Annotated in this window: 25 protein-coding genes and 1 pseudogene; 10 read left to right on the forward strand and 16 right to left on the reverse strand. The window is 40.9% G+C overall.

Annotated elements, in window-relative coordinates:
• Positions 1-147: 147 nt before the first annotated feature.
• Together FTV09_RS07375 and FTV09_RS07380 are read left to right on the forward strand one after the other, a co-directional pair.
• Positions 148-363, forward strand: a pseudogene (locus tag FTV09_RS07375) (ATP-binding protein); the annotation flags it as partial.
• A 17-nt stretch (positions 364-380) separates the two neighbouring features.
• Complete coding sequence (locus FTV09_RS07380; protein WP_067763143.1) at positions 381-1,811, forward strand: sigma-54 dependent transcriptional regulator; 1,431 nt, start codon at positions 381-383, stop codon at positions 1,809-1,811.
• Between the two features lie 18 nt (positions 1,812-1,829).
• Here FTV09_RS07380 and FTV09_RS07385 read toward each other — a convergent pair whose 3' ends face one another.
• The 4 genes from FTV09_RS07385 to lptF all read right to left on the reverse strand — a co-directional run bounded on the left by FTV09_RS07385 (position 1,830) and on the right by lptF (position 6,866).
• Complete coding sequence (locus tag FTV09_RS07385; RefSeq protein ID WP_180057616.1) at positions 1,830-3,005, reverse strand: S41 family peptidase; 1,176 nt, start codon at positions 3,003-3,005, stop codon at positions 1,830-1,832.
• Between the two features lie 17 nt (positions 3,006-3,022).
• Positions 3,023-4,570 (reverse strand): 2,3-bisphosphoglycerate-independent phosphoglycerate mutase, encoded by a 1,548-nt coding sequence (gpmI, locus tag FTV09_RS07390; protein ID WP_180057619.1) that lies wholly within the window; start codon positions 4,568-4,570, stop codon positions 3,023-3,025.
• Positions 4,571-4,692: 122 nt separating this feature from the next.
• Positions 4,693-5,763 (reverse strand): LPS export ABC transporter permease LptG, encoded by a 1,071-nt coding sequence (lptG, locus tag FTV09_RS07395; RefSeq protein ID WP_180057622.1) that lies wholly within the window; start codon positions 5,761-5,763, stop codon positions 4,693-4,695.
• 2 nt (positions 5,764-5,765) lie between these two features.
• Entirely contained in the window at positions 5,766-6,866 is a 1,101-nt protein-coding gene (gene lptF / locus FTV09_RS07400) for an LPS export ABC transporter permease LptF (protein WP_067763151.1), read from the reverse strand.
• Between the two features lie 159 nt (positions 6,867-7,025).
• On the opposite strand from lptF, the gene FTV09_RS07405 reads away from it, so the two are divergent.
• The 4 genes from FTV09_RS07405 (at position 7,026) to FTV09_RS07420 (ending at position 9,891) form a co-directional block, all read left to right on the forward strand.
• On the forward strand, positions 7,026-8,474 hold the full coding sequence (locus FTV09_RS07405; RefSeq protein WP_180057625.1) for a leucyl aminopeptidase: 1,449 nt from the start codon (positions 7,026-7,028) through the stop codon (positions 8,472-8,474).
• Complete coding sequence (locus FTV09_RS07410; RefSeq protein WP_180057628.1) at positions 8,467-8,874, forward strand: DNA polymerase III subunit chi; 408 nt, start codon at positions 8,467-8,469, stop codon at positions 8,872-8,874. The genes FTV09_RS07405 and FTV09_RS07410 overlap by 8 nt, the downstream gene beginning before the upstream one ends.
• Before the next feature lie 37 nt (positions 8,875-8,911).
• Entirely contained in the window at positions 8,912-9,538 is a 627-nt protein-coding gene (locus FTV09_RS07415; RefSeq protein WP_180057631.1) for a hypothetical protein, read from the forward strand.
• Between the two features lie 134 nt (positions 9,539-9,672).
• Positions 9,673-9,891: a hypothetical protein gene (locus FTV09_RS07420; RefSeq protein WP_180057634.1), complete on the forward strand. Its 219-nt coding sequence runs from the start codon at positions 9,673-9,675 to the stop codon at positions 9,889-9,891.
• 55 nt (positions 9,892-9,946) lie between these two features.
• On the opposite strand, the gene FTV09_RS07425 is transcribed toward FTV09_RS07420, so the two are convergent.
• From FTV09_RS07425 to glnK, 7 genes are all read right to left on the reverse strand, one after another.
• Entirely contained in the window at positions 9,947-10,492 is a 546-nt protein-coding gene (locus tag FTV09_RS07425) for a VTT domain-containing protein (RefSeq protein WP_067763161.1), read from the reverse strand.
• A gap of 112 nt (positions 10,493-10,604) precedes the next feature.
• Positions 10,605-11,264 (reverse strand): riboflavin synthase, encoded by a 660-nt coding sequence (locus FTV09_RS07430; protein ID WP_180057637.1) that lies wholly within the window; start codon positions 11,262-11,264, stop codon positions 10,605-10,607.
• A gap of 33 nt (positions 11,265-11,297) precedes the next feature.
• Positions 11,298-12,590 carry a DNA adenine methylase gene (locus tag FTV09_RS07435; RefSeq protein ID WP_067763166.1) on the reverse strand — a complete coding sequence of 431 codons (1,293 nt, stop codon included), beginning with the start codon at positions 12,588-12,590 and terminating at the stop codon, positions 11,298-11,300.
• Positions 12,587-13,687 (reverse strand): bifunctional diaminohydroxyphosphoribosylaminopyrimidine deaminase/5-amino-6-(5-phosphoribosylamino)uracil reductase RibD, encoded by a 1,101-nt coding sequence (gene ribD, locus FTV09_RS07440; RefSeq protein ID WP_180057640.1) that lies wholly within the window; start codon positions 13,685-13,687, stop codon positions 12,587-12,589. The genes FTV09_RS07435 and ribD overlap by 4 nt, the downstream gene beginning before the upstream one ends.
• Before the next feature lie 35 nt (positions 13,688-13,722).
• Positions 13,723-14,181, reverse strand: a complete 459-nt coding sequence (nrdR, locus tag FTV09_RS07445; protein ID WP_067763170.1) for a transcriptional regulator NrdR — start codon at positions 14,179-14,181, stop codon at positions 13,723-13,725.
• Between the two features lie 133 nt (positions 14,182-14,314).
• A complete protein-coding gene (locus FTV09_RS07450; RefSeq protein WP_180057643.1) occupies positions 14,315-15,691 on the reverse strand; it encodes an ammonium transporter in 1,377 nt (458 codons plus the stop codon).
• Between the two features lie 61 nt (positions 15,692-15,752).
• Entirely contained in the window at positions 15,753-16,091 is a 339-nt protein-coding gene (glnK, locus tag FTV09_RS07455) for a P-II family nitrogen regulator (protein WP_067763174.1), read from the reverse strand.
• A gap of 278 nt (positions 16,092-16,369) precedes the next feature.
• Between glnK and FTV09_RS07460 the strand changes: the two genes are divergently transcribed.
• Both FTV09_RS07460 and FTV09_RS07465 read left to right on the forward strand, forming a co-directional pair.
• The gene (locus FTV09_RS07460) at positions 16,370-16,597 is read left to right on the forward strand and encodes an accessory factor UbiK family protein (RefSeq protein ID WP_078189551.1); all 228 of its coding nucleotides are present in this window, start codon (positions 16,370-16,372) and stop codon (positions 16,595-16,597) included.
• Positions 16,598-16,663: 66 nt separating this feature from the next.
• On the forward strand, positions 16,664-18,154 hold the full coding sequence (locus tag FTV09_RS07465; protein ID WP_180057646.1) for a YifB family Mg chelatase-like AAA ATPase: 1,491 nt from the start codon (positions 16,664-16,666) through the stop codon (positions 18,152-18,154).
• A gap of 43 nt (positions 18,155-18,197) precedes the next feature.
• On the opposite strand, the gene FTV09_RS07470 is transcribed toward FTV09_RS07465, so the two are convergent.
• Both FTV09_RS07470 and FTV09_RS07475 read right to left on the reverse strand, forming a co-directional pair.
• A complete protein-coding gene (locus FTV09_RS07470; protein WP_180057649.1) occupies positions 18,198-18,935 on the reverse strand; it encodes a TorF family putative porin in 738 nt (245 codons plus the stop codon).
• A gap of 399 nt (positions 18,936-19,334) precedes the next feature.
• Complete coding sequence (locus FTV09_RS07475) at positions 19,335-20,102, reverse strand: TorF family putative porin (RefSeq protein WP_180057651.1); 768 nt, start codon at positions 20,100-20,102, stop codon at positions 19,335-19,337.
• 753 nt (positions 20,103-20,855) lie between these two features.
• Between FTV09_RS07475 and FTV09_RS07480 the strand changes: the two genes are divergently transcribed.
• A complete protein-coding gene (locus FTV09_RS07480; protein ID WP_180057653.1) occupies positions 20,856-22,196 on the forward strand; it encodes an OprD family outer membrane porin in 1,341 nt (446 codons plus the stop codon).
• A gap of 90 nt (positions 22,197-22,286) precedes the next feature.
• Here FTV09_RS07480 and ppa read toward each other — a convergent pair whose 3' ends face one another.
• Positions 22,287-22,823 carry an inorganic diphosphatase gene (gene ppa, locus FTV09_RS07485; RefSeq protein WP_005233448.1) on the reverse strand — a complete coding sequence of 179 codons (537 nt, stop codon included), beginning with the start codon at positions 22,821-22,823 and terminating at the stop codon, positions 22,287-22,289.
• A gap of 117 nt (positions 22,824-22,940) precedes the next feature.
• A complete protein-coding gene (locus FTV09_RS07490) occupies positions 22,941-23,339 on the reverse strand; it encodes an MAPEG family protein (protein WP_067763188.1) in 399 nt (132 codons plus the stop codon).
• A 108-nt stretch (positions 23,340-23,447) separates the two neighbouring features.
• On the opposite strand from FTV09_RS07490, the gene FTV09_RS07495 reads away from it, so the two are divergent.
• Positions 23,448-23,837, forward strand: a complete 390-nt coding sequence (locus tag FTV09_RS07495) for a hypothetical protein (RefSeq protein ID WP_180057655.1) — start codon at positions 23,448-23,450, stop codon at positions 23,835-23,837.
• 56 nt (positions 23,838-23,893) lie between these two features.
• Here FTV09_RS07495 and FTV09_RS07500 read toward each other — a convergent pair whose 3' ends face one another.
• Positions 23,894-25,573, reverse strand: coding sequence for a long-chain-fatty-acid--CoA ligase (locus tag FTV09_RS07500; protein ID WP_180057658.1), 1,680 nt, complete (start codon positions 25,571-25,573; stop codon positions 23,894-23,896).
• Positions 25,574-25,679: the final 106 nt, after the last annotated feature.

Raw genomic sequence — 25,679 nt, forward strand, 5'->3', positions numbered from 1 at the left:
CTTAACGTCTGATAATTTTTGAATATCTTTGAATTTCATCCAAGGATTATCTCTTGAATTAAATAATTTTGCTGATTAATTTAAGATCAAATAAATTGTACGTTTTTTGATTTATGACGGAAGTCTAATGTACGTTCCGAACTCAAAAAAGTACAAATTGATGTCCGTGATTTTGGTCAAGGCGTGGCAACACAAGACCAAGCACAACTGTTTCAACCATTTTTTAGTACCGAAATTACTGGAACTGGTTTAGGATTATATTTGGCACATAGCTTCTGTGAAGCGAACCAAGCGCAGCTTTCCTATGTAGAACAAAAACAGGGAGCGTGTTTTAGGATTGTCAGTCAACAAGCTGTTCTTTAATTTTTTTGGGGTGAAATGTGGATTCTCAACCACTGGTATTATTAGTCGATGATGAGGAAGATTTATGTACCCTCATGCAAATGTCATTGTCACGGATGGGAGTCAATACACATATTGCTCATCGCATTGAAGATGCAAAAAAAGCACTATCTAACCATGTGTATGATGCCTGTTTAACTGACCTTAACCTTCCCGATGGCAATGGGCTGCAGCTTTTGGATTGGATCAATGAACACTGTCCAAACCTGCCCGTTGCAGTACTGACTGCCTATGGCAACATGGAAATTGCCATTGCAGCGTTAAAGGCAGGCGCATTTGACTTTGTCAGTAAACCAGTCAATACCAAACATTTAGAACAATTGTTGCAAAAAGCACTCAATAAACCGGTTAATTCTAATCAACCGCAACAAGACAGTCTTGAACATAAAATGTTGATTGGGCAGTCTTTACCCATTCAACAACTACGTACCACGCTTAAAAAATTAGCTCGTTCACAAGCACCAGTATTTATTACCGGTGAATCAGGTACAGGCAAAGAAGTGGTAGCGAATCTAGTACATCGTCTCAGTAATCGTAATGAAGGACCATTTATTGCCATTAACTGTGGTGCAATTCCATCTGAATTAATGGAAAGTGAACTTTTTGGACATAAAAAAGGCAGCTTTAGTGGTGCGATCCAAGACAAACAAGGTCTGATCCAATCTGCTCATGGCGGTAGCTTATTTTTAGATGAAATTGCCGAATTGCCTTTGTCCATGCAGGTCAAATTATTGCGTGCTGTACAAGAAAAGCGGATTCGCCCTGTAGGTTCAGACTGTGAAATCGATGTGGATTTCCGTGTGATCAGTGCCAGTCATCAAGACCTAGATGCTTTAGTGCAACAAGGCCGCTTCCGTCAGGATCTATATTTCCGCATTCATGTCATGGATTTAGCCCTACCCGCACTTAGAGAACGTGGTGATGACATTTTATTATTGGCAAAATATTTTATTCAAAAAATTAGCAATGAATGGGAAATTGCAGCAAAAGCCTTAACCCCTCGCGCTCAGCATTTTTTATTGAGTCAATATTATCCAGGTAATGTTCGTGAACTGCGCAATATTATTGAACGCGCCATGACTTTATGTGATGACGAGCAGATTGATTTACAACATTTGCAGAGTGCACCATTACGCCATCCTAACAGTGCCTTAAATACCTCGGCCCTAAATAACCCTGAGTCCAATGTATCATCACAAGGTTCAGCGGATATCACAGCCTTGCCTAAAAAATTACCAGAAGAAGGCTTAGAGCTTTATTTGGAAAATATTGAGAAAGACATATTACTCAATGCGCTGAATTTAACCCATTGGAATCGTACTTTGGCAGCAAAAAAACTGGGAATGTCATTTCGCTCTTTACGTTACCGCTTGAAAAAATTTGGTTTGGATACCGAAGATGAAGAATAAGCCTCGGCTTATTCTTTTTTATTTTTGGGTTAATAATAAATCTGCAACATGCTCGACATAATTGTCGTCACGCGCGTCATGTTGTAGTGGGTAATTAAAATCAGGCTGTACGCCAATACCCTCAATCATTTTGCCATTAGGCGTTAAATATTGAGAGACGGTCATTTGCAGCGCTGCACCGTTATTTAGTGGAAAAAGTTTTTGTACCACACCTTTGCCATAACTTTTTTCACCCGCCACCCAAGCACGTTTATGCTCTTTCATTGCCGCAGTAAATACTTCAGCCGCTGATGCAGAACGGTTATTAATTAAAATCCCTACTTTTAAATTTTGAAACTCAAAACTCGGGAGTGCCTGAAACTCTTGGTCACCTTCCGAACGACTTCTAGTCGAAACAATAATGCCTTGGTTTAAAAATAAATCGGCACTTTCTACAGCTGCAGAAAGCAAACCACCAGGGTTATTTCTTAAATCAAACAATACTGCTTTTACACGCGGCCCATGACTTTCAATCAAGCGTTTAATCTCATTGGCGGTGTCTTGCTGAAAAACATGCACACTCAACACCAAAACTTGATTACTCAAGAGTTTGGATTCGATATCCGTTTCAATTTTGGTATTACGCACAATATTCAGTGGCTGATTCAAAGTGAGTAATTGCAAATTTAAAGTCGAGCCAATTGCACCGGCGAGCAAATGTCGAACTTGATCTTGATTAAGTTTTTTGAGTTCTTGATCATCTATTTTAAATACAGCTAAGCCATTTTTTAGCCCTTGCTTCGCAGAGTCAGCATCAGCTTTTAAATTATAAATGACCCACTGTTGTAAGGGATTATCGTAGCGCAAACTAAAATCTACACTCGCCAAATCACCTTCGGTATATTGCAATAGTTGTTTATAGTCTTCAGCAGAAAGATAACGCGAATAACGGTCTAGCCCTCCCACCAAGCCCTGTATGGCTTGCTGAAATAAAGCATCGTCATTTTTTTCAACTAAATAATTTTCTTTAACCACGCCATAAATTTGCACAAACTGTTGAATCGATTCAACAGGTACTTCGGCATAGCTTTGTTCATAACTTCCATCAAACTCATCGAAAGTCGACTTTGCTTTGTCGGCTCCCCATGCGAAATGACTTGAGCACAGCAGTAGTGCTGTAGCGCTTACAATAGACGTCCAATGTGCTCTAGCCATTCCCAATCCTTTGCTAATTAAGCATCCAGTGTAATTAAATTGCGACCTTGCATTTCTGCAGGGACAGGAACATTCATCAACGTTAATAGCGTTGGTGCAACGTCTGCTAATACACCGCCTTCTGCAATCGTTGCTGAAGTAGGACCAACATAAATGAACGGAACAAGTTCAGTAGTATGTTGAGTATGCACCTGACCACTTTGGTAATCTTGCATTTGTTCAACATTACCGTGATCGGCTGTAACCAACATGTGACCTTTATTTGCCATCACCGCTTCGTATACTCGACCTAAGCACGTATCCACCGCTTCAACCGCCTTAACTGCAGCATCAAACACACCTGTATGGCCGACCATATCACCATTAGCAAAGTTCACAACCAATAGATCAAATTCACCTGAGTTAATTGCTGCAACCAACTCATCCGTCACTTCATAAGCACTCATTTCCGGTTTTAGGTCATAAGTTGCAACACTTGGTGATGGAATTAAAATACGTTTTTCACCCGGATATTCATCTTCACGACCACCACTGAAGAAAAATGTCACATGTGCATATTTTTCAGTTTCAGCAATACGTAATTGTGTTTTACCCAAGTTAGATAGATATTCACCAATTGAGTTGTGTAATTCTTCTGGCATGTATGCCACAGGCGCATCAATCGTTGCTTGATAACGTGTCAACATCACAAATTTAGACAAGTTTGGAACAACTTTACGCTCAAAGCCCGCAAAGTCTTTTTCCACAAAAGCTTTGGTAATTTCGCGTGCACGGTCAGCGCGGAAATTCATGAAGACAACACTGTCGCCATCTTGAATTTTTGCAAGTTCACCAATACGTGTTGCGGTTACAAATTCATCTTTCTCATCTGCTGCATAAGCCAACTCTAAACCTTCAACAGCAGTTTGTGCTGTACGTGCAGCTTCGCCTTCAGTCAGTAGACGATACGCTTGTTCTACACGGTCCCAACGATTGTCACGGTCCATTGCAAAGTAGCGACCAATCATTGTCGCAATACGACCTTGACCTGGATATTGCGCAAATAATGCATCTAATTTTTCTAATGAAGGCTGAGCACTTTTTGGTGGTGTATCACGACCATCAAGGAAAGCATGTAGATAAACTTTCGCGCCACGTTTCAAAGCAAGCTCAGCCATAGCGACGATATGATCTTCATGTGAATGAACACCGCCTTCAGACAATAAGCCCATGATATGCACTGCACCATTGGCAGCTTTGGCTTTTTCAACAGCATCGACTAATACTTCTTGTTCAAAGAAAGCACCTGTACGAATGTCTTTGGTAATACGAGTGAAGTCTTGATACAGTACACGACCTGCGCCAAGGTTCATGTGGCCTACTTCTGAGTTACCCATTTGTCCATCTGGAAGACCAACGTCTTCACCAGAACCTGAGATTAATCCATGCGGATGTTTTTCTTGCATTGCTGTTAAGTTTGGTCGCTTCGCTGCTAAAAAAGCATTATCTTCGACCGCTTCGCGATGACCCACACCATCCATAATTACCAATACGTGTGGGATTTTGCCAGCAGTTGCATCCGTCATAATGAATACTCTTTCGTTTATAAATTAATCATCATATCTTACCGAACTTTCGGTGAAGACTCTATGTTGCGACCATAGTTAATCTTGGTCAGCAGCATTGTTTTACCCAATGTTGTGCCGACTTAGCGGGCACGATGCAGCAGATAACCACCTACTGCAAACATGAGAATAATCGGTACAAAAACGAACCATGCTGGAGATGGCGAATACACCAAACTTGCATAGCCGAGGAAATCTTGAAGGTAGAAGAAGCCAAGCCCAGCAAACAATGCAATGACCAGGCGAAAACCCATCGATTGTTGACGTAATGGCCCAAAAATAAATGAACAGGCAATCACCACCAAGGCAATCAATGCAAATGGTGAACCGAATTTTTGCCAAAAGGCCAATTGGTAGGTTTTAGGCACTTGGCTGTACTCGTTCATATAGCTCATGAAGCTGACCAATTGACTAGGAGACAAATCTTCAGGATCGATCGTCACCATATGTACATATTTCGGCTGTAAAGCCAAAGATAAAGGCTGCTCTGCATTTTGTTTTGTTACTGCATCACCCGTATTTAGCATATCCATTTGAATTGCATTTTGCAGTGTCCAAGCCCCATCTTTAATGAAGTTCCCCTGATCTGCATCCAAGGTCCCACGTAGACGATAGTTATCATCAAAATCGACCACTTGTACATCTTTGATCTGACCTTGCGAATTAGCATAATCAATGTAAATAAAACGCTGCCCTTCACGAGACCAATAGCCTTTTACCTCACCCAATTCAGCCGCAGTGCGATGACTCTTGACACTTTTTGCTTGCTCATTGGTATGTGGAATAACCCACTCACTTAAAGCAAAAGACAGTACCACCAGAATTAACGCTGAGCGAATCACCCAACCTACAATACGCCACAGACTAATGCCCACAGAACGCATGACAATCAATTCACTGTTAGACGCTAAAGTTCCTAGACCTAAAACCGCACCAATCAAAGCGGATATGGGTAATATTTCATATAAATAATTTGGTGAGTTCCACAACACATATTGCAAAGCATTCCATGCATTGTAGCCTTCTTTCAATGAGCCCAATTCACCTAAATAGGTAAATAGCACCTGTAAACCAGCCAAGACTGCTGTCGCACCTAACATGGCTAAAGCAGTGGTTTTGGTCACATGTTTTGCAACTATACGACGTGCCAACATTGTTAAGACCTCACTCGCTGAATTTGTTTCTTAATCTTGGGTGCCAACTTTTGTTTACGCGAAAACAGTGCTGCCGCGATTGCATAAATCACCAAAACAAGTGGATAAGCAGCAATACCCATTTCATCTTTACTGATACGAGTTTTAATCGCCATTAAAGCCACAATTAGGCTGGCGAAGATCAATAAAGCTGGGAATAATTTTAAGTAACGGCCTTGACGCGGGCTCACTTCAGACAATGCCGTTGCCAACATCAATGCCACAATAATGGTAAACGGTACAAAGATACGCCAACCCAATTCACTTGCAACGACAGGGTCATGGCGATTTTCCCAAAGTTTAGTCGTCGCTAATGCTTCAACTTCAGTACTTTCAAATTTCGCTTCTTTATCATTTTCTAAACGTAAACGATAACTTTGAAATTCTGCTTGTGTATAACGTGGTTGACCTGGATAGATTTCATAACGACGTCCTTCAACCAAATCCACCACATTAGCATTATCATCCGGCACTTCAACACGCGTAGCTTCTTTCGCCAAGATAATCACATCTGGCTTACCATCTTTTTCTGCGCGTTGATAGAAGAAAATATCTTTGAGATTTTTACGATCTTCAGATAAATCACCTGCATAGATGGTATAGGGGCCAGAAGAAATAAACTCTTTGGGACGTACGAGGTCAAAGCCTGTACGGACTGCTTGCGAAGTAGTCAACGCTTCGTATTGACGGATGCCCCATGGTGATGCCCATAACATTAAGAAGGCTTGAACCGCCATAAATACCACAGCCATCGGCACCAATAAACGTGCTAATCGATTGCGACTCACACCACTACTATTCAATACTGCCATTTCATGGTCAACGTACAAACGACCAAACACCAGCATCAAACCAATAAAGAAACCCAATGGAAGAATCAAAGTTAAGAATTCAGGCAAACGATAACCAATGATGCTAAATAAAATACTTGCATCTAAGCGACCCTGAGCCGCAACCCCAAAGTACTTGATCAAACGGCCACCCATCATGATCAAGGTCAGTAAGGAAATCACGACGAGTGATGTTGACACCACTTGCTTGACCAGATAACGCCGAATAATCAATTCAATTCTTCCAAAAATAGGGCAAATAAAAACTAGCGATAGTTTACCCGAATGTTAAAAATATAAAACCTATACCCTTGTTACGCATTGAAACTCTATTCAGATAAATGTTTCAATGGTTTAATGGTTTATAAATTTAAAAAGGCATGAATACCGCACATGAAACTTGCTATAAATACATCTGTCCAACCGAATGCTGCCAGCCAATATTTGTTGATTTTAGTAGATTCTGAGCACGTTCAAAATGCAGCAACTACTTATCAAATCAATGATTTAGATAGCCATATTGAAGCAACACAATTTAAAGCTGCTTTAAATGAAAGTTTAGCACTGGTCGGTAGCGTTGCCGCTTGTCGTAATAGTGCACTTTTGGGTCTAGGCAAAGTATCTGAATTACAAGTAAATAAACTTGCAAAAATTGCACAAACCATTATTAAAGCATCACAAAAAAAATTCCAGCATATTAGTGTAGACATCTCTGCATTACCGCAAGAGCAACATTACTTGTTTGCACTCAGCTTAACTCAAGCTGCATATGCCTTTGATGAATACAAATCAAAGAAAAATGAATTTGCTTTAACACAAATTGATTTAATTGCCGCTAAAACATCACTCAGCACAGCACAGTTAGATTTAATTGAAGCAGTTCAATTAGGTCAAAGCTATACACGTGATCTAGGTAACCGTCCGGGCAATATTTGTTTCCCTGAATATCTAGCTGAACAAGCTCTAGCATTGGCAGCAGAGTTCCCAGAGCAACTAAAAGTGACCGTACTTGATGAACAGCAAATGGCTGACTTAGGTATGGGTGCATTCCTTGCTGTCAGCAAAGGTTCAGACCGTCCAGGCCGCATTATCACTATTGAATATTTATCGAACCGCGAAGAAGCACCAGTTGTATTGGTTGGTAAAGGTGTAACTTTTGATACAGGCGGTATTTCATTAAAACCAGGCGCTGGCATGGACGAAATGAAATACGACATGTGTGGTTCAGCATCTGTGTTGGGTACCATTCGCGCACTCTGTGAAGCAAAATTACCGATTCATGTTGTCGGTGCAATTGCTGCTGCCGAAAACATGCCTTCAGGTCATGCAACACGTCCGGGTGATATTGTAACTACGATGAGCGGTCAAACGGTTGAAATTCTAAATACTGATGCCGAAGGTCGTTTAGTGCTGTGTGACACGTTGACTTATGTTAAACGTTTTAACCCTGCCCTCGTTATTGATATTGCAACCTTAACAGGTGCATGCGTGGTAGCGCTTGGATCAGTGCTGACAGGGATGTTCACACCAGATGATGAACTTGCTGCAGAGTTAACTGCTGCCGGTCAACACAGTTTTGACCGTGTATGGCGCATGCCTGTGATTGAAGATTACCAAGAACAATTGGACTCTCCATTTGCAGATATCGCAAACATTGGTGGTCCTAAAGCAGGCTCAGTAACTGCTGCATGTTTCTTACAGCGCTTCACACGTGAATACCGTTGGGCGCATTTAGATATTGCCGGTACAGCATGGAATTCAGGTGCAAATAAAGGCGCAACGGGTCGTCCAGTACCCTTATTGATGCAATTCTTAGCGAATCGTGCACAAGCGAATGGCTAGAGTTAGCTTTTATTTATTTGAAAAAAGTCCTGAACGACAAGTCGAAAGTGCTTGTCGTTTATGCCGTAAGATTCTGCGTCAACCTGAACGTATTTGGTTGTACTGTGCTGATGCAGACTTGCAGCAACAATTAGATGAACGCCTGTGGAGTTTTGATCCCACAGGCTTCATTCCACATGGTATCGACCAAGTTGATGCAACCGTGTGTATATCCGCGCAGCTGCCTGAACAATCGGATTGGATTGTGTTTAATTTTAACGATCAAGCACTTGAACAGTTCGCAAGTTTTAGTCACATTATCGAAATTATTGAAAATAACGAAGCTGCCAAAATCATTGGCCGTGAAAAGTATAAGCATTATCGAAAATTAGGCGTGCAACCAAACACCCATAAACTTTAATTCGAAATGCGATACCGCTAGAACAAGGAGATGCACCATGGCATTAAATGTAGGTCCCGAATTTAAACAGCGTTGGTTAAATGTGCCTGAAGCTGTACGCCAGACCTTTATTGATGACCTCGGTCGCATTTGCGATGTGTTGAATCCCAGCACAGATATTCAACAGTGGTTGACGCACGATCAACAGCAGCAGAAAGTTTCATTTGAAAAAATTGAAACTGCTTATGCAGACCTGAAAGCACAATTGATTGAAGATGCTCGCATTCGTAAACAATTGGCCTTAGAAAAAGCATTGGAAGAAAAACGTGCGGCTGAACAGGCTTATGCAGAACAACTGAAACGTGATGAAGAAGTTCGTTTCGCTGCACAAACCCAAGCCTTGGCCATGATGCAAGTCAATTTAGATCGTGACGTACAGCACTATGCTTCGCGCTACCACAAAAACCCTGAAACAGGTTTAGCCGGTTTATCACAACACCTTTCTGTGAGCGAAGGACAAATCCTGTCTGAACTCGAAAGTGTACGGGTGCGTTTAGAACTCGAAGCTGAAACGCAGATTGAACAAGCCGTGCGCGACTTCCGTGAAAAATTAAAAGTCGCTGCCCAAGAAGAAATTGAATATATCTTAGAAAATTCAAGTTTTTCTACACAAAGCACTGAATAAGTGAACTCCATATTTTCAGTCCTTGACTAAGCTGTCATCAAATTGACATCTTTCTGCAACATGATGTTCATATCCCTGAAGCGGGCATCGACTTTGGGGAACAAAATAATCATGCATCCAGACGGGACTGAAACATGGACATTATCCAACAGATTAATCAGAAGATATCCGCTTTAGCTGTAGGCGAAACTTGGAAGATTAGTGCTAAAGATTTATGGCTGAGTCATTCAGATTTTCACAGTATTTCCGTGTACTTAAGTCGTGAATCTGAAAAAGGTCAATTTTCTATCAATCTACCAGTTCAAACAGCACTCACCCATCCACTTGATATCGTGACTGTGACCAAACACTAATAACTACGCAATAAAAAAAGCCCTACTTGGGCTTTTTTTATTTATTAACTTTAATTTAGACCAAATCAGCAACTGCAGACACAGTATGACCTAAGAAAAATCCAATTCCTAAGAGTAATCCAATCCAGATAAAACCGCCCAATACGTTATAAAACATAAAACTTGCTAAGTTCATATGCGCTGAACCTGCTGCAAACGGTGCAAATGAACGAACAAAAGGAACAAAGCGCGCCACTAAAATGGTCTTTCCGCCATGCTTCATAAAATATTTATTGGTTTTCACCATATATTCAGGCTTAAAGTAGCGCGTATGCTTATTAAAATATTTAATGCCCAACACGCTACCCGTATAGTAATTCACGCTATAACCGAGTACCGATGCAACAAATAGCATAATGCCCATGGTGTGCAAATGAATGACATCGGTGGTTGAACACAATGCACCAATCGCAAGAAGTAGACTATCTCCCGGCAGAAAAAACATGAACACTGAACCTGTTTCAGCGAATATCACTAGGAATAAAATGGCATAGATCCACACACCATAATTTTCCAGCAACAATGGCAACCACTGCTCTAGATTCAGCAAAAAATCAATCATTGTCACCTGTCTGATTATTCATCGTATTTTAAATACCGCGACACATTATCACCAAAAATAAAAAAACAGTCTAATTTTTCAATCAGACTGTTTGGTTTTCGTTTCTTTCATCTTATTTTAAGAAACCATTTTGGGCCAAGAAATCCATACTAATTTTTGACTGTTGTGTTGTTTCAGCTGCTTTGTCACCCATCAATAAACGTTCAATATAACGAGCTAAAACATCCACTTCTAAGTTCACTTTAGTTCCAGCTTTCCACGTAGCAATATTGGTTCGGTGTGCCGTATGTGGAATCAAATTCAAGCTCAACACATTGCCACGTAAGTGATTGATGGTCAGGCTAATGCCATCCACAGTCACTGAACCTTTTTCTGCAAGATAACGTGCAATTTCTGCCGGTGCTGTGACTTCAAAATAAATCGAGCGTGCATCTGAACGAACAATAGTAATTTCACCAACTGCATCGACATGACCACTGACAATGTGACCGCCGAAACGCGTGGTCGGTAACATGGCTTTTTCCACATTGACCGACTGCCCTGCTTTCCAATGTTCAAGCGTGGTTCGATTTAAGCTTTCACGAGATACATCTGCAGCATACCAGTTACTACCAAAATCAATGACCGTTAGACAGATACCATTGGTGGCAATTGAATCACCCAAATGTACATCAGACATATCAAGATCTGTTTGAATTCGCAGGCGAACATCACCGCCTACATTTTGAATGCTTTCAACCTTGCCTAAACTTTCGATAATGCCTGTAAACATATTCAATCCCTGATTAAAATGGGCGGTGTTTTTTTACCACAAATCAAGCTGCGTACTCACGCCTGAGGTATCTACACCACCTAATTCTGCAAAATGGTGAAGTTGACTCAACAACTGACGAATAGGTGGGCCTGATTTTGCGTGCGTATCAGTAATCACAATAAATTCGAGTACGCGTGCACGCTCAGACTGACGTTGTTTACTCACGCGATAACGCGGCACATCTTGCGTCAATAAACTCACACGACCACGTTTAAGGTTGGCTTGTAACAAATCAGTCGCGCTGATATTACCATCGGTTGAATAGCTGGTCAGAATATAACGTGCGTTAATGGTTTCTAATAATTTTTCATACGCTTCTTTGGCATGCTTTGAAGAATTATAAGGGCTAGGACGTTCTTTACGCCATGCACGGTCAATCCCGCTCTTAAAGCCTTTGGTATCAGGGGTTGGAAGATCGACCTGATCCCATAAGGTTAAAGCATTTAAAACATGATAATTACTGCTGTACGCATGTTGGTTATACGGTGGATCAAGATAGGCCACATCGACTTCAAAGCCACTCATTTGATTCGCTAAGTGCTGTGCATCGACACACCACATTTCTGCTGCTGGGCGTTTTGGATCGCCAATTTCACAAAAGCGACTCGGCGTTAACCACAATAATGAGCCAATCCGATCCAACGCGGCTTGGGTCTTCCCCCCCCAGCCATGGTGAAAGCTTTTAAATACACCACTAGTGTTACTGACAAAACTGGCTGAATATAGCAATGGAGCCAACAAAGCACTCATTTCTACATCATCAATAGCACCTTGCGCCTGCCATGTGGCAATTTGCTGACGAATGGCATCAATACGCATGCCATTACGACGTTTGAAGAACAAACGGTCACGTGCCGGATCATAAATCTCGTCATTACGTGGACACAAATTATGCGTCACCCAACCTTTGACTTCGGGTAAACGGTTCAAATAATCAATGGCTTTTTGATAGCCACCCAATTCTTTAAACGCAGGTGCTTCAGTACATGAGAGAATCGCACTGTTTAAAGCATGGCTATACGGTTCCCAGTCATTGGCAATCACACGATAACCATTTTGGCGGGCTAAACGTGAAACAACACCGGAACCAGCAAAAAAGTCGGCGAAAATAGGGGCACGACCATCTTCACGTTTTAAAGTTCCCGTTTGCTCAAGTGCTTCTAAAATCAGGTGTAACAGACGACGCTTGTTTCCCAAATAAGGAACCAATTGATGGAAAAGATATTCGTCGGTGGTACGAGCCGCATGACGACGTTTGTGATAAACCGTAGACTCTGGATTCATAGCGTCTCTTGAGAAGGGATTAACCTTAAGCGAATGTCGTCACCCAATTGAGTAACGTCTTTCAACTTAAATCGAAGCTGCTCTGCCATGCGGTTAAAATCCGCAGTAAACATTGCACGAGCTGACCGACCCAAAAGCGTCGGTGCAACATAACTGATCATTTCATCGACCAATTGTTCTTGTAAGAAAGCGGTGGATAAAGTCGCACCTGCTTCCACCATCACATCATAAATTTGATGCTGCTGAACTAATATTTTTAACAGTTCTACTAATGGTTGTATTTCAAATTGTACCACGCCTAAATCGGCAAGTTCCTGACGAAATGGCCCCATGACCATAACACTTTCAGGCTGTTCCAACATTTTTGCTGTGAGTGGCAAACGACCTTGACGGTCGAGAACGATTCTTTTCGGCTGAACAATTGTGCTTAAATCATCTATACCATCTAGCTGGCGCACATTGAGTTGGCAATCATCAGCCAAAACCGTTTCAATACCGGTGATGACAGTACCTGAAATTGCACGCCAATGCTGAACGTCTTGACGCGCCAATTCACCGGTAATCCATTTCGACTCACCGGATGCCATTGCAGTACGGCCATCCAAACTTGAAGCAACTTTAAGACGCACATGAGGCATACTTGTAGCCATTGCCTTGAGGAAGCCCAAATTTAATTGATGTGCTTCTGCTTCGCAAACCCCTGTGATGACTTCAATTCCTGCATCACGCAGAATTTGTACACCTTTGCCTGCCACCAATGGATTCGGATCTGGACAGGCAACCACCACTTGCGCTACCCCAGCTTCCACCAAGCCTTTGGCACAAGGCGGTGTCCGGCCATAATGGGCACACGGCTCTAAAGTCACATACGCTGTTGCACCACGTGCAGCTTCGCCTGCATCACGCATTGCAAAGACTTCAGCATGTGGTTGACCAGCTTTGGGATGAAACCCTTCTCCCACATGCTGTCCATCTTTGACAATGACACAGCCTACATTGGGATTCGGGCGGGTTGAATACTGACCTTGATATGCAAGCTGAATCGCACGTCGCATCCAAAATTCATGCTGCTCTCGCACTAGATTTGACTCAGACATGACTTCACTCTTTATTCATACAAGGATTAGACAGCTTAGTGTTCACGCTGTTGCATCTGTTCGATTTGACGACGAAATGCTTCAACATCTTGGAAATCTTGATAAACCGAAGCAAAACGTACATAAGCGACATGATCTAAAGCAAACAAAGATTGCATGACAATTTCACCAATGGTACGAGACTTTACATCGCGTTCACCCAAACGACGAATCTGTAATTGAATATCGCTGAGTACCGTTTCGATTTGTTCTTGTGTCACTGGACGCTTTTGCAAAGCATGCATCAAGGAACGACGAAGTTTTGCCTCATCAAACGGTTCACTTTTTGAATCCGACTTAATCACACGAGGCATGACCACTTCATAACTTTCAAAAGTGGTAAAACGTTCACCGCAACTAATACATTCACGGCGGCGGCGAATCTGACAGCCTTCAGCAGCAAGGCGAGAATCAATCACTTTACTGTCTTCAGCGTTGCAAAATGGACAATGCATAGCGGTTAAATTGAACAAATTCGAATGGATTTAGAGTGTAGCAAAAATTTTTAATTTTGTAGAGCTTTACGCTAGATATGGAAAAAAAACAGCCCTTTCGGGCTGTTTTACACAATATATTGATTATTGCTTATTATTCTACACGTTCGCCATGTTGGCTTAAGTCAAGACCCATACGTTCGTCATCAGCTTCAACACGGATGCCAATCACCAGATCAATCACTTTCAAGATAATGAATGTCATCACTGCTGAGTAAGCAATAGTCGCTAGTACACCTTCGACTTGAACCCATAATTGATGCATTAAGTTACTCGGTGCATTGTCACCCATGATGAATTCGCTGGCAAAGAATGCTGTAAGGATCGCACCCACGATACCACCGACACCATGTAGACCAAACGCATCCAAAGAGTCATCCGCTTTCAAGGCACGTTTCAGCGCAGTAATACCCCAGAAGCAAACCACACCACCAATCAGACCCATCGCTAAAGCGCCGCCAACTGTTACGAAACCTGCCGCAGGTGTAATCACCACAAGACCTGCTACTGCACCAGAAGCACCGCCCAAGACAGACGCTTTACCACGAACCACTTTTTCAGTAATTAACCATGCCACTGCTGCTGCTGCTGCTGCAACTTGTGTTACCACCAATGCATAACCAGCGGAACCATTTGCACCTAGTGCAGAACCACCGTTGAAACCGAACCAACCTACCCATACAAGGCTTGCACCGATGACAGTTAGCGTTAGATTATGTGGTGCCATAGATTCACGGCCAAGCCCCATACGTTTACCAAGCATGTACGCTGCAACGAGACCCGCAACACCTGAGTTGATGTGAACAACCGTACCACCCGCAAAATCAAGCGCACCGTCGTTACCTAACCAACCACCGCCCCATACCCAGTGGGTAATTGGTGCATAAACCACGACACTCCAAATTGCGATGAACGCAACGAAAGCACCGAATTTCATACGTTCTGCAATCGAACCGCTAATAATGGCAACGGTAATGATGGCAAATGTCATTTGGAAAATAACAAAAAGAATCTCTGGAATCGTACCGGACAAGGCTTCTGTGGTGATACCCGACAACATAAATTTGTCTAAGCTACCGATAAAGGCATTACCTTCACCAAATGCTAAGGTATAACCCACAATCACCCACGTTAAGCTCACGACACCTGCCGCAACGAAACTGTGTGCCATGGTGCTGAGTACATTTTTCTTACGGACCATACCGCCGTAAAATAATGCTAAACCGGGAATTGTCATGAGTAAAACAAGTGCAGTGGACACTAAAATCCATGCTGTATCACCTGTATCGAGCTTAGGCTCTTCTTCTGCAGGTGCTGGCGCTGCTTCAACTGGAACTGCAGCTTCTGTTGTATTTACAGTATCAACTACTGTGACTTCTTCTGTAGGTGCTGTTGCGCTTTCTTCAGCCCACGCAACAGAACCACCTAAAAGTGCACTGGACAAGCCGAGTGCAATTAGCATCTTTTTCATTCGTATCCCCCGACCTGATTTTCTGAGTTATTAGCTACTTAGCAAACTTCATGCCAATTTTTTAAACGGCATCTGCACCTGTTTCACCAGTACGGATACGGATGACTTGTTCCAGATTGCTTACAAAAATTTTACCGTCGCCAATTTTTCCTGTGCTTGCAACACGAGTAATTGATTCAATTACGGTATCGACCATTTCATCACTGATTGCGATTTCGATTTTTACTTTTGGTAAGAAATCAACCACATATTCAGCACCACGATAAAGTTCAGTGTGACCTTTCTGGCGACCGAAGCCTTTAACTTCAGTGACAGTGATCCCTTGAACACCATTTTCAGAGAGTGCTTCACGCACGTCATCTAATTTAAAAGGTTTTACAATTGCAGTTACGAGCTTCATGTTTTGTTTTCCTTCGGCTTATTTCACCTGTAAGGTTTTATGTTCAATTTTCATGCCAATATGACTACAGTCGGGGGAAAATAGTCAGCCCAGCATGAGATTTCTTTATAACCTATTTTATACGGATAATCTTGCGTATGCTTATAAAAATAGACGTTTTTACTAGAAGAATTACGATTTTACTGATCGATTAAACGCATATTTAAATAAAAGCACTATGGTCATGAATGTGGCGATGTTAAACTGCTGCCACCAATTCACTGAGGATGGTCAAAACAATGATTGAAACCTTATTACAAGCGATATTAGAACAAATCGATCAGCCGAAAAAAGACGTCGAACATAACCTGCGTAGCTTACTTAACGAAGCTGTGAGCAAAATGGATCTCGTGTCGAAAGAAGAAATCGAACGCCAACGTACTGCACTGAATAATGCCAATTTACGTTTAAATGAATTACTAAAACACGTCGAAGAACTCGAACAAAAAATTCAGAACAAAAAATAAGCACCTTTTTAGTGCAACAAAAGACGCATAACGATTAAAAATAATGCACCATAACGGAACAATAATATGTCTTTTGCCAAAATCTATACTCGGGGTTTGCTCGGCTTAAATGCACCCCAAATTGAAGTTGAAGTTCATGTCAGCCAAGGCCTACCGTCATTGACCATTGTGGGCCTACCTGAGGCCGCCGTCCGTGAAAGTAAAGACCGTGTCCGCTCTGCGATTATTAATAGCGGCTTTCAGTTTCCGACCAAACGTCTGACCATTAATCTAGCACCCGCAGATTTACCCAAAGATGGTTCACGTTTAGATCTCGCCATTGCTTTAGGGATTCTGATCGCGTCGGGACAACTTCCTGAAAATGCAGCAGATGGTTTTGAATTTATTGGAGAATTGGCACTTGATGGTTATTTACGACCTGTCAGTGGCATCTTAAGTATAGCCATTGCCTGTCAGCATATCGGGCATCATCTGATTCTACCGGCACTCAATGCCGATGAAGCCGCTCAACTACCAGATTTCCAAGTCTTTCCCGCACAGCATTTAAAACAAGTTTGTGAACATTTAAACCAAGCTTTACCTTTATCGGCGCATCAAGCATCGAACATGCATCCACAGTATCACTCTGGTTTAGATTTAAGTGATGTAAAAGGACAACTGCGTCCAAGACGTGCTTTAGAAATTGCGGCGGCTGGCGGTCATTCCCTGCTATTTCGTGGCCCTCCAGGCACAGGTAAAACTCTACTCGCCTCGCGTTTAGCCAGCATTCTTCCGCCCTTAGATATGCAAGAAAATTTGCAAGTCGCGAGTATTTATTCCATTGCAGGTGCAAATCATCATTTTGGGCAGCGTCCATTTCGTGCGCCGCACCATACTGCGTCTGCGATCGCCCTCGTCGGTGGAGGATCAAATCCTAAACCGGGTGAAATCACCTTGGCACATTTAGGGGTTTTATTTTTAGATGAGCTGCCTGAATTTGATCGAAAGGTATTGGAGGTATTACGGCAGCCACTCGAATCCAAAGAAATTGTGATTTCACGGGCTTCTCGTCAAATCACCTTCCCCGCAAATTTTCAATTGATCGCGGCAATGAATCCTTGCCCATGTGGCTATGCCTTTAATCAAGACAGCCGCTGTCAATGTAGTGCTGAAAGTATTAAACGCTATCAAAACCGTATTTCAGGTCCATTATTAGATCGTATTGACTTACATATAGATGTCCCGCCACTAGCAGCACATGAATTACAAAGTTCGCAAGAGGTTGAAAGCTCAAGTACGGTTAGGCAACGTGTCATTCGTGCCTATGAATTACAAATAGAGCGTCAGCAAAAATCCAATATGGCACTCACGCCGACGCAATTGGAGCAACAAGCAGTTTTGGATGCTACTGCACAGAATATTTTACAGTTAGCCCAGCAGAGAATGAATTTATCTGCGCGTGCCTATCATCGGGTGTTACGTGTTGCCAGAACCATTGCCGACTTGGCTCAAAGTGAACACATTAAAGCTCAACACGTTTCTGAAGCGCTGTCCTATCGAAGCCAACTCAATGCTTAAAAAAATGGCGACCTAAGGTCGCCATTTTTAATGCTCTTTAAAATTAGAATTCGTATTTCAAACCAAATACGACTTTATTCTTTTGTTTTTCATCCGCACGGTCATAACCACCAACTGTGTAATTCATGCTTGCGGTAACACCTGTATCTGCTAAAGGCTTGCTTAGACCAATATCAAAGTGACGGAAACCAAAGCTTTCTGTTGTTCCTAAATTATCTTCAAAATCACCTGAATCTTGATATGCATATAAACCAAGCGCGGTATCTAGACTGAAGTCTTTAGGAAGTGCATAGCTATATGATGCTTTGATATAAGTATCACCTGCATTACCCCATGAAACATCTTCAAGCAAAGTTTGCGCTGTTAAGCCAAAATCTTTATAGCTTAGCCCAAGCATTGTTTCTAAACCGTTTGCATCACTTGTATCAATATCATAGTAATAGTAGTAAGTTAGACCTGCTGTGTAACCAAGATCATCATTAATTGAACCGTTATAGCCCGCATAAAAATCATTTTCAAAACCATTCGGTAGGTCATCACCATAGTTTAATGTTGAACCCCACCAACCTGCATAGAAGCCTGATGCATGGCTATAATCCAAACCACCTTGGATTGTCGCATCTTTATTTTCAGGCACATTGGTAATACCACGTAAATTATAGCTAGACAGTACGCCGATATTTCCAGATACAGAATGCTCTGAAGCAGGTGCTTCAGCAAATGTGAACGTTGAAGCTGCGCCTAGTACAGCAAGAGATAAAGCTTTAAATGCAAATTTCATTATGGATTCCCCCACATCGTGCTACGACGTATTTTTGGTTATTTCGTTTAACTCATGGAGGTATGTGCAATCACTGTGCCAACATTTTTAAAACCCGTCATTTATCTGATGGTTTTAAATTTAAATTAGCCAAAAAAAATTTTTATTGCATTGTTTTTTATAGTTATTATTAAAAATAAAAATTAATAAAGATCCTCATCCTACACATTAAAAAAGTAATAACTTAGTTTATTGAGTCGAATTTCTAAGCTACATACCAATATGTAACAGCATTTTAAAAATGCGCTTTTTTGAGTACATTATTTCAACAGCGCCCAGAAAATTGCATAAAAAAAGTGCACAATTGGATTGCACACTTTTCTATCTTAGTTTTAGCTTTAAATAATAAACATCATTTGCTTAGAACGAATAAGTAAGTCCAACCACGACGTTATCATCGAGGCGCTCACCTTCACGGTCTTTACCACCCCAAACATAGTCGGCCATAAATTCAATACCCGTATCAGCTAAAGGCTTACTTACACCAAGACGTGCTTCAGTAAATACAACATCTTCAGTTGTGCTTAATAAGCTGTCGTCACGACTGTCATTAAAAACTGATACGCCGACAGCACTATTTAAAGACACATCATATGGAAGTACATAACTATATGCTGCGTTCAGATATACATCCCCAGCATTGCCATAGCTTACATCCGACAAAAGCACACCAATACCCACAGTTAAATCTTTGTATGTCACATCATTTAAAAATTCCACACCCGTAGTACGGCGCTTTTCAGAGCGATCTTCATTATAAATCGAGCCACCACCTTGGTAGACATACGCCATAACTTGCGATTTATAACTCAGGTTTTCATTTAATTCACGGCCATAACCCACATAAAAGTCATGTTCAAAACCATGTGACTGAGTGTCATCAGTTGGGTCATAATTTAATGTCGAACCCCAATAGCCTGCAAAAAACCCACTATTATGGCCATACTCTAAACCTGCCTGTACAGCAGGCTTATCATTTTCTTCGCTACCACGATAAATGTATTTATTCACTACACCCAAACTGCCTGACCACGCCCCATTAGCTTGAGTTTCATCAGCTGCAAATGCAGAAATTGAACCCAAAGCAAATAATGTTGCTAATACTGTTTTTTTATAGAGTTGATTCATGTTGTGCCTACATCAAACCCTGAGCGGATTCGGCTTTGTGAAAAATTAGCGCCGATTTTAATGCTTTTTCACTTGCTGTATAGATTTTTTTTGCTGTTTATTTAAACTTTTTATCAATTTTTTAATTAATAAACAGCACGATACTTATACAGTGTAGTAAAAAACAAACCTATGATTTTGGATACAATTTACTAAGCACTTAAATATATAAGAAGAATAAGCAACTGTTATTATTTCTTAAAATGCTATTCCTTAAAATTTCACGTTCTATTTCAGCTTGTTCCAAACGAAATGAATATGAGGTTTTTCGTTATTATTTTTTGCTTAAACCTATTGGTTAAACTAATCTTTGATAGTCAAATTTCATCTCAATCGTCTTAGACAAATTTCTAAATTCAGTTACTCAATTTGTCAGCCAAGTTTGACTATTTGAACATTTTTAAATTGTCATTTTTTAAAAAACTTACTTATCAATTGATTGTATATTAATCAAATTGCTTTTTTTAACATTTATTATATTTTTTTATGCTAAGTACCCCATAAATAACTCTTTAAGAATAAATATATTGATGTTTTATAAACTATTCCTTTAACAACAAACACATACATAATTTCACTTAGCTTTTAAATTGCAATATATCGGGAAAAGTCATAACTTTAGTGTAATAAGCGCATTAAAAATAGTGATTTTTTTAAGAAAAAATATACAATCGCACTACACATTAACCTAACTTTGCATGAGGCTCTCTCCCAATGCTTAAAGCTCAACAACTAACACTTGCAGTATTAGTAAACGCTGCTCTGATCTCTACAGCTTATGCAAGCGAACAAAGTGAAGCGAAAGGCTTTGTAGAAGATGCTGAAGGTACAGTTCTGTTTCGTACCGGTTATTTAAGTCGTGATAAAAAGAATTACACTGATAACCAGACAGGTGAACGTAAAGTCGTTACTGATACAAGCTCAGCTGCTCAAACTGCTATGTTTAAGTTAGATTCTGGCTTTACTAAAGGTGTTGTGGGCTTTGGTGCAGGTATTATCGGTGATGCATCTTTTAAACTAGGTGACAATAAACATGCTGGTAATGGCATGATTCCACGTGAAACAGCTTTAAATGATGAAGGTATTCCTACCAAAGGGATTGGCGATACTTATGATCACTGGGCTCGTGGTGGTGCTTATGTAAAAGCGCGTGTATCGAATACGACCGCTGTATATGGTACTCAGGTTTTAGATCTTCCTGTATTAGCTTCAAATACTGCTCGTCTAGTTCCTGAATACTTTGAAGGCCTGCTGGTTACCAGCAATGAAATTGAAAACTTGTCTCTGACAGTTGGTAAATTCACGAAGAACCAATATTCTGACCAGATCAACAGTGATGGTAACGAACTTGATCGTGCTATTGTTTGGGGTGCAAAATATAAATTTAATGATGCCTTAAATGCATCTTATTATGGTGTAGATATTAAGGATAAACTGGATCGTCATTATATCAATGCGAACTATAGCTATGCCTTAGCGAATGATAGTACTTTGACTCATGATTTCAGTGCCTACCATACTGAATTTGAACCTGGTACAACATACTCTTCTACTGTTGCAGATCCAAAGACACAAGATACTCGGAACACTATTTGGGCTATCTCATCTACATATAGCAAAGATGTACATAACGTAATGTTAGCCTACCAACAAAACTTCGGTAATGTTGGTTATGATTACGGTAGTAATGCTGACGGCGGTCAAAGTATCTACCTACCAAACTCATACCTTTCTGATTTTATTGGTAATGATGAAAAATCTGTTCAGCTTCAATATAGCTACAACTTCAAAAACCATGGCTTACCAGGTTTAAACTGGACTACTGCCTATGTCTATGGCTGGGACATCAATGTAAATAACTCAGCTAAAGACGGACAAGAACGTGAGTTCTTTAACCAGGTTAAGTACACTGCTCAATCTGGCTTTGCTAAAGATGCCAGCTTGCGTCTTCGTCACTCATACTACCGTGCAAGTGATAACTACCAAGCGGGTAACTACATTGGTGACACCAATGAATGGCGTATCTGGTTAGATATTCCTGTAAAATTATTCTAATTTACAGAAATTTAAAGCCATAAAAAAACCTGCACAATGTGCAGGTTTTTTTATTCAGGTCTTAAAACTATGGCCTAAATAACAAAGCAACTATTTGTTTGCTTCCGCATAAGCTGCAATTGAGCTTAGTACTTCTTGTTTTGCAACATCAGCACCTTCCCAACCACTTAACTTAACCCATTTACCTGGTTCTAAGTCTTTGTAGTGTTGGAAGAAGTGTTCGATTTGGCTGATCAATAATGGAGGAAGGTCAGTATATTCTTGAACATCTTTGTAGATTGGAGTCAGTTTGTCGTGTGGAACTGCAACCAGTTTCGCATCAACACCACCGTCGTCTTCCATGTTCAGTTTGCCCACAGGACGGCAACGAATCACTGAACCTGGCTCTACTGGGTGTGGAGTCACAACCAATACGTCTAGAGGGTCACCATCTAGAGATAAAGTATTCGGTACATAACCATAGTTTGCTGGGTAGAACATTGCTGTACCCATGAAACGGTCTACGAATAATGCATCTGAATCTTTGTCAATTTCGTATTTGATTGGTGCTGCATTTGCAGGAATTTCAATAATGACATAGATGTCGTTCGGTGCGTCTTTACCTGCTGGGATATTGCTGTAGCTCATAGCATCACTCTTTAAACTAGGTTAAATCTTTTTAAGTCGGCACAATTATAACGTTTTTACAGCTTTTTTTGTGATTTTACATCGACAGCCAATGATTTAATCAGAGCATCAATAAGATTAGCTCAGTTTAATCACCAGCAGCAGTAAACATATTGGACACAGCATCGACAGTGTCCAAATGATTGAACGCAAGGTTGCCCAGTTAGCCAAGTAACATACGCCATAAATAACCCTTAAAACCAAATAGGCAATACCAAAGGTCATGATAAATTGCTGCTGAATCACCATATATTCAGCCATTAAAATAGCCGCAATAAATAACGGAAGGCTTTCAAAACTGTTTTGCTGAACAGCATTAGCACGGCTCGCAAGCCCAGTCGATTTTGCTAAAACCTCTCGAGGATGCTGATTATCACTCGACTTAAAGCCAGCTGCTTTTTTTGCAATAAAGGTAAAAGCATAAGGTAGTAAACACGCTCCTAAAATGAGATAGATGATCCCACTGATGCTTTGCATGTGTTTTTTCTCAGGAAGATTTTTATAGCTGCTATGATAGCATGGCGTTTCGTGAATAAATTTTGTTAAATATAGTGTTTTTACTATCGGCAGATGAAAGGATCCCCTATGAGCAGTCCTGATCAAGACAAATTATTTGAAGTGCTTGAACAGCAAAAACTCCATCAGCAACGTGTCGATCGCGTGTTAAAAATCGTTATTCCAATTACTGCATTTTTACTGGCAGTTATTTGCGCTAATCTGAATATTTGGTCGACTGTACTCAGCTTTATCATGATGTGGATTGCCTTTTATGCTGTATCTATCAAACAATTTCCGCTGTGGCATTGGGTCATTTTCATTGCACTATATTGCCTCATCGACAATATTTTGACATATGGTAGCTACAATCAATCTGGATTTAGCCGTCAATTTGGGGCAATGTTTATTTTCTTAGGTGTATTTGGTGTTGGGCGTCGTTACTTTGATCGCTGGTCAATGAACAAAGGAAAATTATAATTTTCACACTAGCAAATAAAAAAGCGCCCAAAGGCGCTTTTTTTATATGAGCTAAATTAAGCCGTTTTACGTAAATCTTTACGTAAAATTTTACCAACGTTTGATTTTGGAAGTTCATCCATAAATTCAACATAACGTGGACGCTTGTAACCTGTTAGGTTTTCTTTAGCAAATGCCAAAACTTCTTCAGTGGTTAAAGATGGATCTTTTTTCACCACAAATAATTTAGGTACTTCACCTGATTTTTCATCTGGCACACCAATCGCTGCAACTTCCAACACTTTTGGATGTTTCGCAATGACTTCTTCAATTTCTGAAGGGTAAACGTTGAAACCAGAAACCAAGATCATGTCTTTTTTACGGTCAACGATTTTCACATAACCACGTGGATCCATCACACCGATGTCACCCGTACGGAAGAAACCATCTGCTGTCATCACTTTGGCAGTTTCATCAGGACGGTTCCAATAGCCTTTCATGACTTGAGGGCCACGAATTGAGATTTCACCTTGCTCACCTTGTGCGACTTCATTGCCATCATCATCAAGAATCGCAACTTCAGTTAACGGCAATGGAATACCAATCGTGCCACTGAACTCCATTGATGCAGGTGGGTTGGCAGTTGCTACTGGTGAAGTTTCTGACAGACCATAACCTTCGATAATGTTAGTCCCTGTCACTTTTTTCCATGCTTCTGCTGTAGATGGAAGTACAGCCATACCGCCACCCATCGCCATTTTCAGCTTGCTATGATCAAGTTGCTTAAACTCTTCGTTGTTCACTAAAGCATTAAACAGTGTGTTCACAGCTGGGAAGAATGAAGGTTGGTATTTACGCAGTTCTTTCATCACCGCAGGTAAGTCACGTGGGTTTGGAATAAGGACGTTCGCTTGACCTTTGTACATACCATAAAGCGCACATACCATGAAGGCAAAGATATGATAAAGCGGCAATGCACAGAAGATACGGTCATCAGGTTGACCATCTTGCTGACCAAATTTACTTTGGAAAATACCATCACACTGCAACATGTTCGATACTAAGTTGCGATGTGTAAGTTCTGCACCTTTCGATACACCTGTCGTACCACCAGTATATTGAAGTACTGCGGTATCGCTCAGTGTTAAGTTTGGACGTTTGTAATTGCTTGCACTGACTTTTGACATTGCTGCATTAAAACGAATATGACCTGGAATGTTCCAAGCTGGAATTTGTTTACGTACTGAACGTAAAACAAAGTTCACCAATGTGCCTTTCAACGCACCTAGCATATCCCCAACAGAAGCTACGATGACGTGTTTAACTGGTGTCTTACCAATAATTGCTTGGTAAACAGATGCAAAGTTTTCAATAATTACAAGTGCTTCTGTACCTGAGTCATTTAATTGATGCTCAAGTTCGCGTGATGTGTACAGTGGGTTCACGTTGACCAAAACCAGGCCTGCACGGAATACACCCAATGCAACGACAGGATATTGAAGAACGTTAGGCATCATTACCGCCACACGTGAACCTTTTGCCAAACCTAAACTTTGCAAATAAGTTGCAAACTTACGGCTCGCCTCGTCAAGTTCTTTAAAAGTAAGTACTTTATCCATAAAGATAAAGGCATCACGTGAGCCAAACTTCTGAAAATTACGTTCAAAAATATCGACGAGCGATGTATTTTCTGCGGGTAATTCTACAGTCTCGGGAATCCCTGTCTTTTGGTATTCAGCTAACCAAATCTTTTCCATAACGCCCAATTCTCCTGTCGTAATCCTTAATCATCTAACTGTTTTTTTTCAATACTGAGCGGTCTTTATTTAACTTGTTTGGTGCTCAATATTGCATCCATTTCAC

The organism is Acinetobacter sp. YH12227 (genome assembly GCF_013417785.1).
In the GTDB taxonomy this organism is placed as follows: Bacteria; Pseudomonadota; Gammaproteobacteria; order Pseudomonadales; family Moraxellaceae; genus Acinetobacter; species Acinetobacter gandensis.

Excerpts from the sequence above, each read along its gene's own strand:
- FTV09_RS07385 (WP_180057616.1), bottom strand. The coding sequence starts at position 3,005 with ATGGCTAGAGCACATTGGACGTCTATTGTAAGCGCTACAGCACTACTG.
- gpmI (WP_180057619.1), bottom strand. The coding sequence starts at position 4,570 with ATGACGGATGCAACTGCTGGCAAAATCCCACACGTATTGGTAATTATG.
- lptG (WP_180057622.1), bottom strand. The coding sequence starts at position 5,763 with ATGTTGGCACGTCGTATAGTTGCAAAACATGTGACCAAAACCACTGCT.
- FTV09_RS07405 (WP_180057625.1), top strand. The coding sequence starts at position 7,026 with ATGAAACTTGCTATAAATACATCTGTCCAACCGAATGCTGCCAGCCAA.
- FTV09_RS07410 (WP_180057628.1), top strand. The coding sequence starts at position 8,467 with ATGGCTAGAGTTAGCTTTTATTTATTTGAAAAAAGTCCTGAACGACAA.
- FTV09_RS07415 (WP_180057631.1), top strand. The coding sequence starts at position 8,912 with ATGGCATTAAATGTAGGTCCCGAATTTAAACAGCGTTGGTTAAATGTG.
- FTV09_RS07420 (WP_180057634.1), top strand. The coding sequence starts at position 9,673 with ATGGACATTATCCAACAGATTAATCAGAAGATATCCGCTTTAGCTGTA.
- FTV09_RS07425 (WP_067763161.1), bottom strand. The coding sequence starts at position 10,492 with ATGATTGATTTTTTGCTGAATCTAGAGCAGTGGTTGCCATTGTTGCTG.
- FTV09_RS07430 (WP_180057637.1), bottom strand. The coding sequence starts at position 11,264 with ATGTTTACAGGCATTATCGAAAGTTTAGGCAAGGTTGAAAGCATTCAA.
- FTV09_RS07435 (WP_067763166.1), bottom strand. The coding sequence starts at position 12,590 with ATGAATCCAGAGTCTACGGTTTATCACAAACGTCGTCATGCGGCTCGT.
- ribD (WP_180057640.1), bottom strand. The coding sequence starts at position 13,687 with ATGTCTGAGTCAAATCTAGTGCGAGAGCAGCATGAATTTTGGATGCGA.
- nrdR (WP_067763170.1), bottom strand. The coding sequence starts at position 14,181 with ATGCATTGTCCATTTTGCAACGCTGAAGACAGTAAAGTGATTGATTCT.
- FTV09_RS07450 (WP_180057643.1), bottom strand. The coding sequence starts at position 15,691 with ATGAAAAAGATGCTAATTGCACTCGGCTTGTCCAGTGCACTTTTAGGT.
- glnK (WP_067763174.1), bottom strand. The coding sequence starts at position 16,091 with ATGAAGCTCGTAACTGCAATTGTAAAACCTTTTAAATTAGATGACGTG.
- FTV09_RS07460 (WP_078189551.1), top strand. The coding sequence starts at position 16,370 with ATGATTGAAACCTTATTACAAGCGATATTAGAACAAATCGATCAGCCG.
- FTV09_RS07465 (WP_180057646.1), top strand. The coding sequence starts at position 16,664 with ATGTCTTTTGCCAAAATCTATACTCGGGGTTTGCTCGGCTTAAATGCA.
- FTV09_RS07470 (WP_180057649.1), bottom strand. The coding sequence starts at position 18,935 with ATGAAATTTGCATTTAAAGCTTTATCTCTTGCTGTACTAGGCGCAGCT.
- FTV09_RS07475 (WP_180057651.1), bottom strand. The coding sequence starts at position 20,102 with ATGAATCAACTCTATAAAAAAACAGTATTAGCAACATTATTTGCTTTG.
- FTV09_RS07480 (WP_180057653.1), top strand. The coding sequence starts at position 20,856 with ATGCTTAAAGCTCAACAACTAACACTTGCAGTATTAGTAAACGCTGCT.
- ppa (WP_005233448.1), bottom strand. The coding sequence starts at position 22,823 with ATGAGCTACAGCAATATCCCAGCAGGTAAAGACGCACCGAACGACATC.
- FTV09_RS07490 (WP_067763188.1), bottom strand. The coding sequence starts at position 23,339 with ATGCAAAGCATCAGTGGGATCATCTATCTCATTTTAGGAGCGTGTTTA.
- FTV09_RS07495 (WP_180057655.1), top strand. The coding sequence starts at position 23,448 with ATGAGCAGTCCTGATCAAGACAAATTATTTGAAGTGCTTGAACAGCAA.
- FTV09_RS07500 (WP_180057658.1), bottom strand. The coding sequence starts at position 25,573 with ATGGAAAAGATTTGGTTAGCTGAATACCAAAAGACAGGGATTCCCGAG.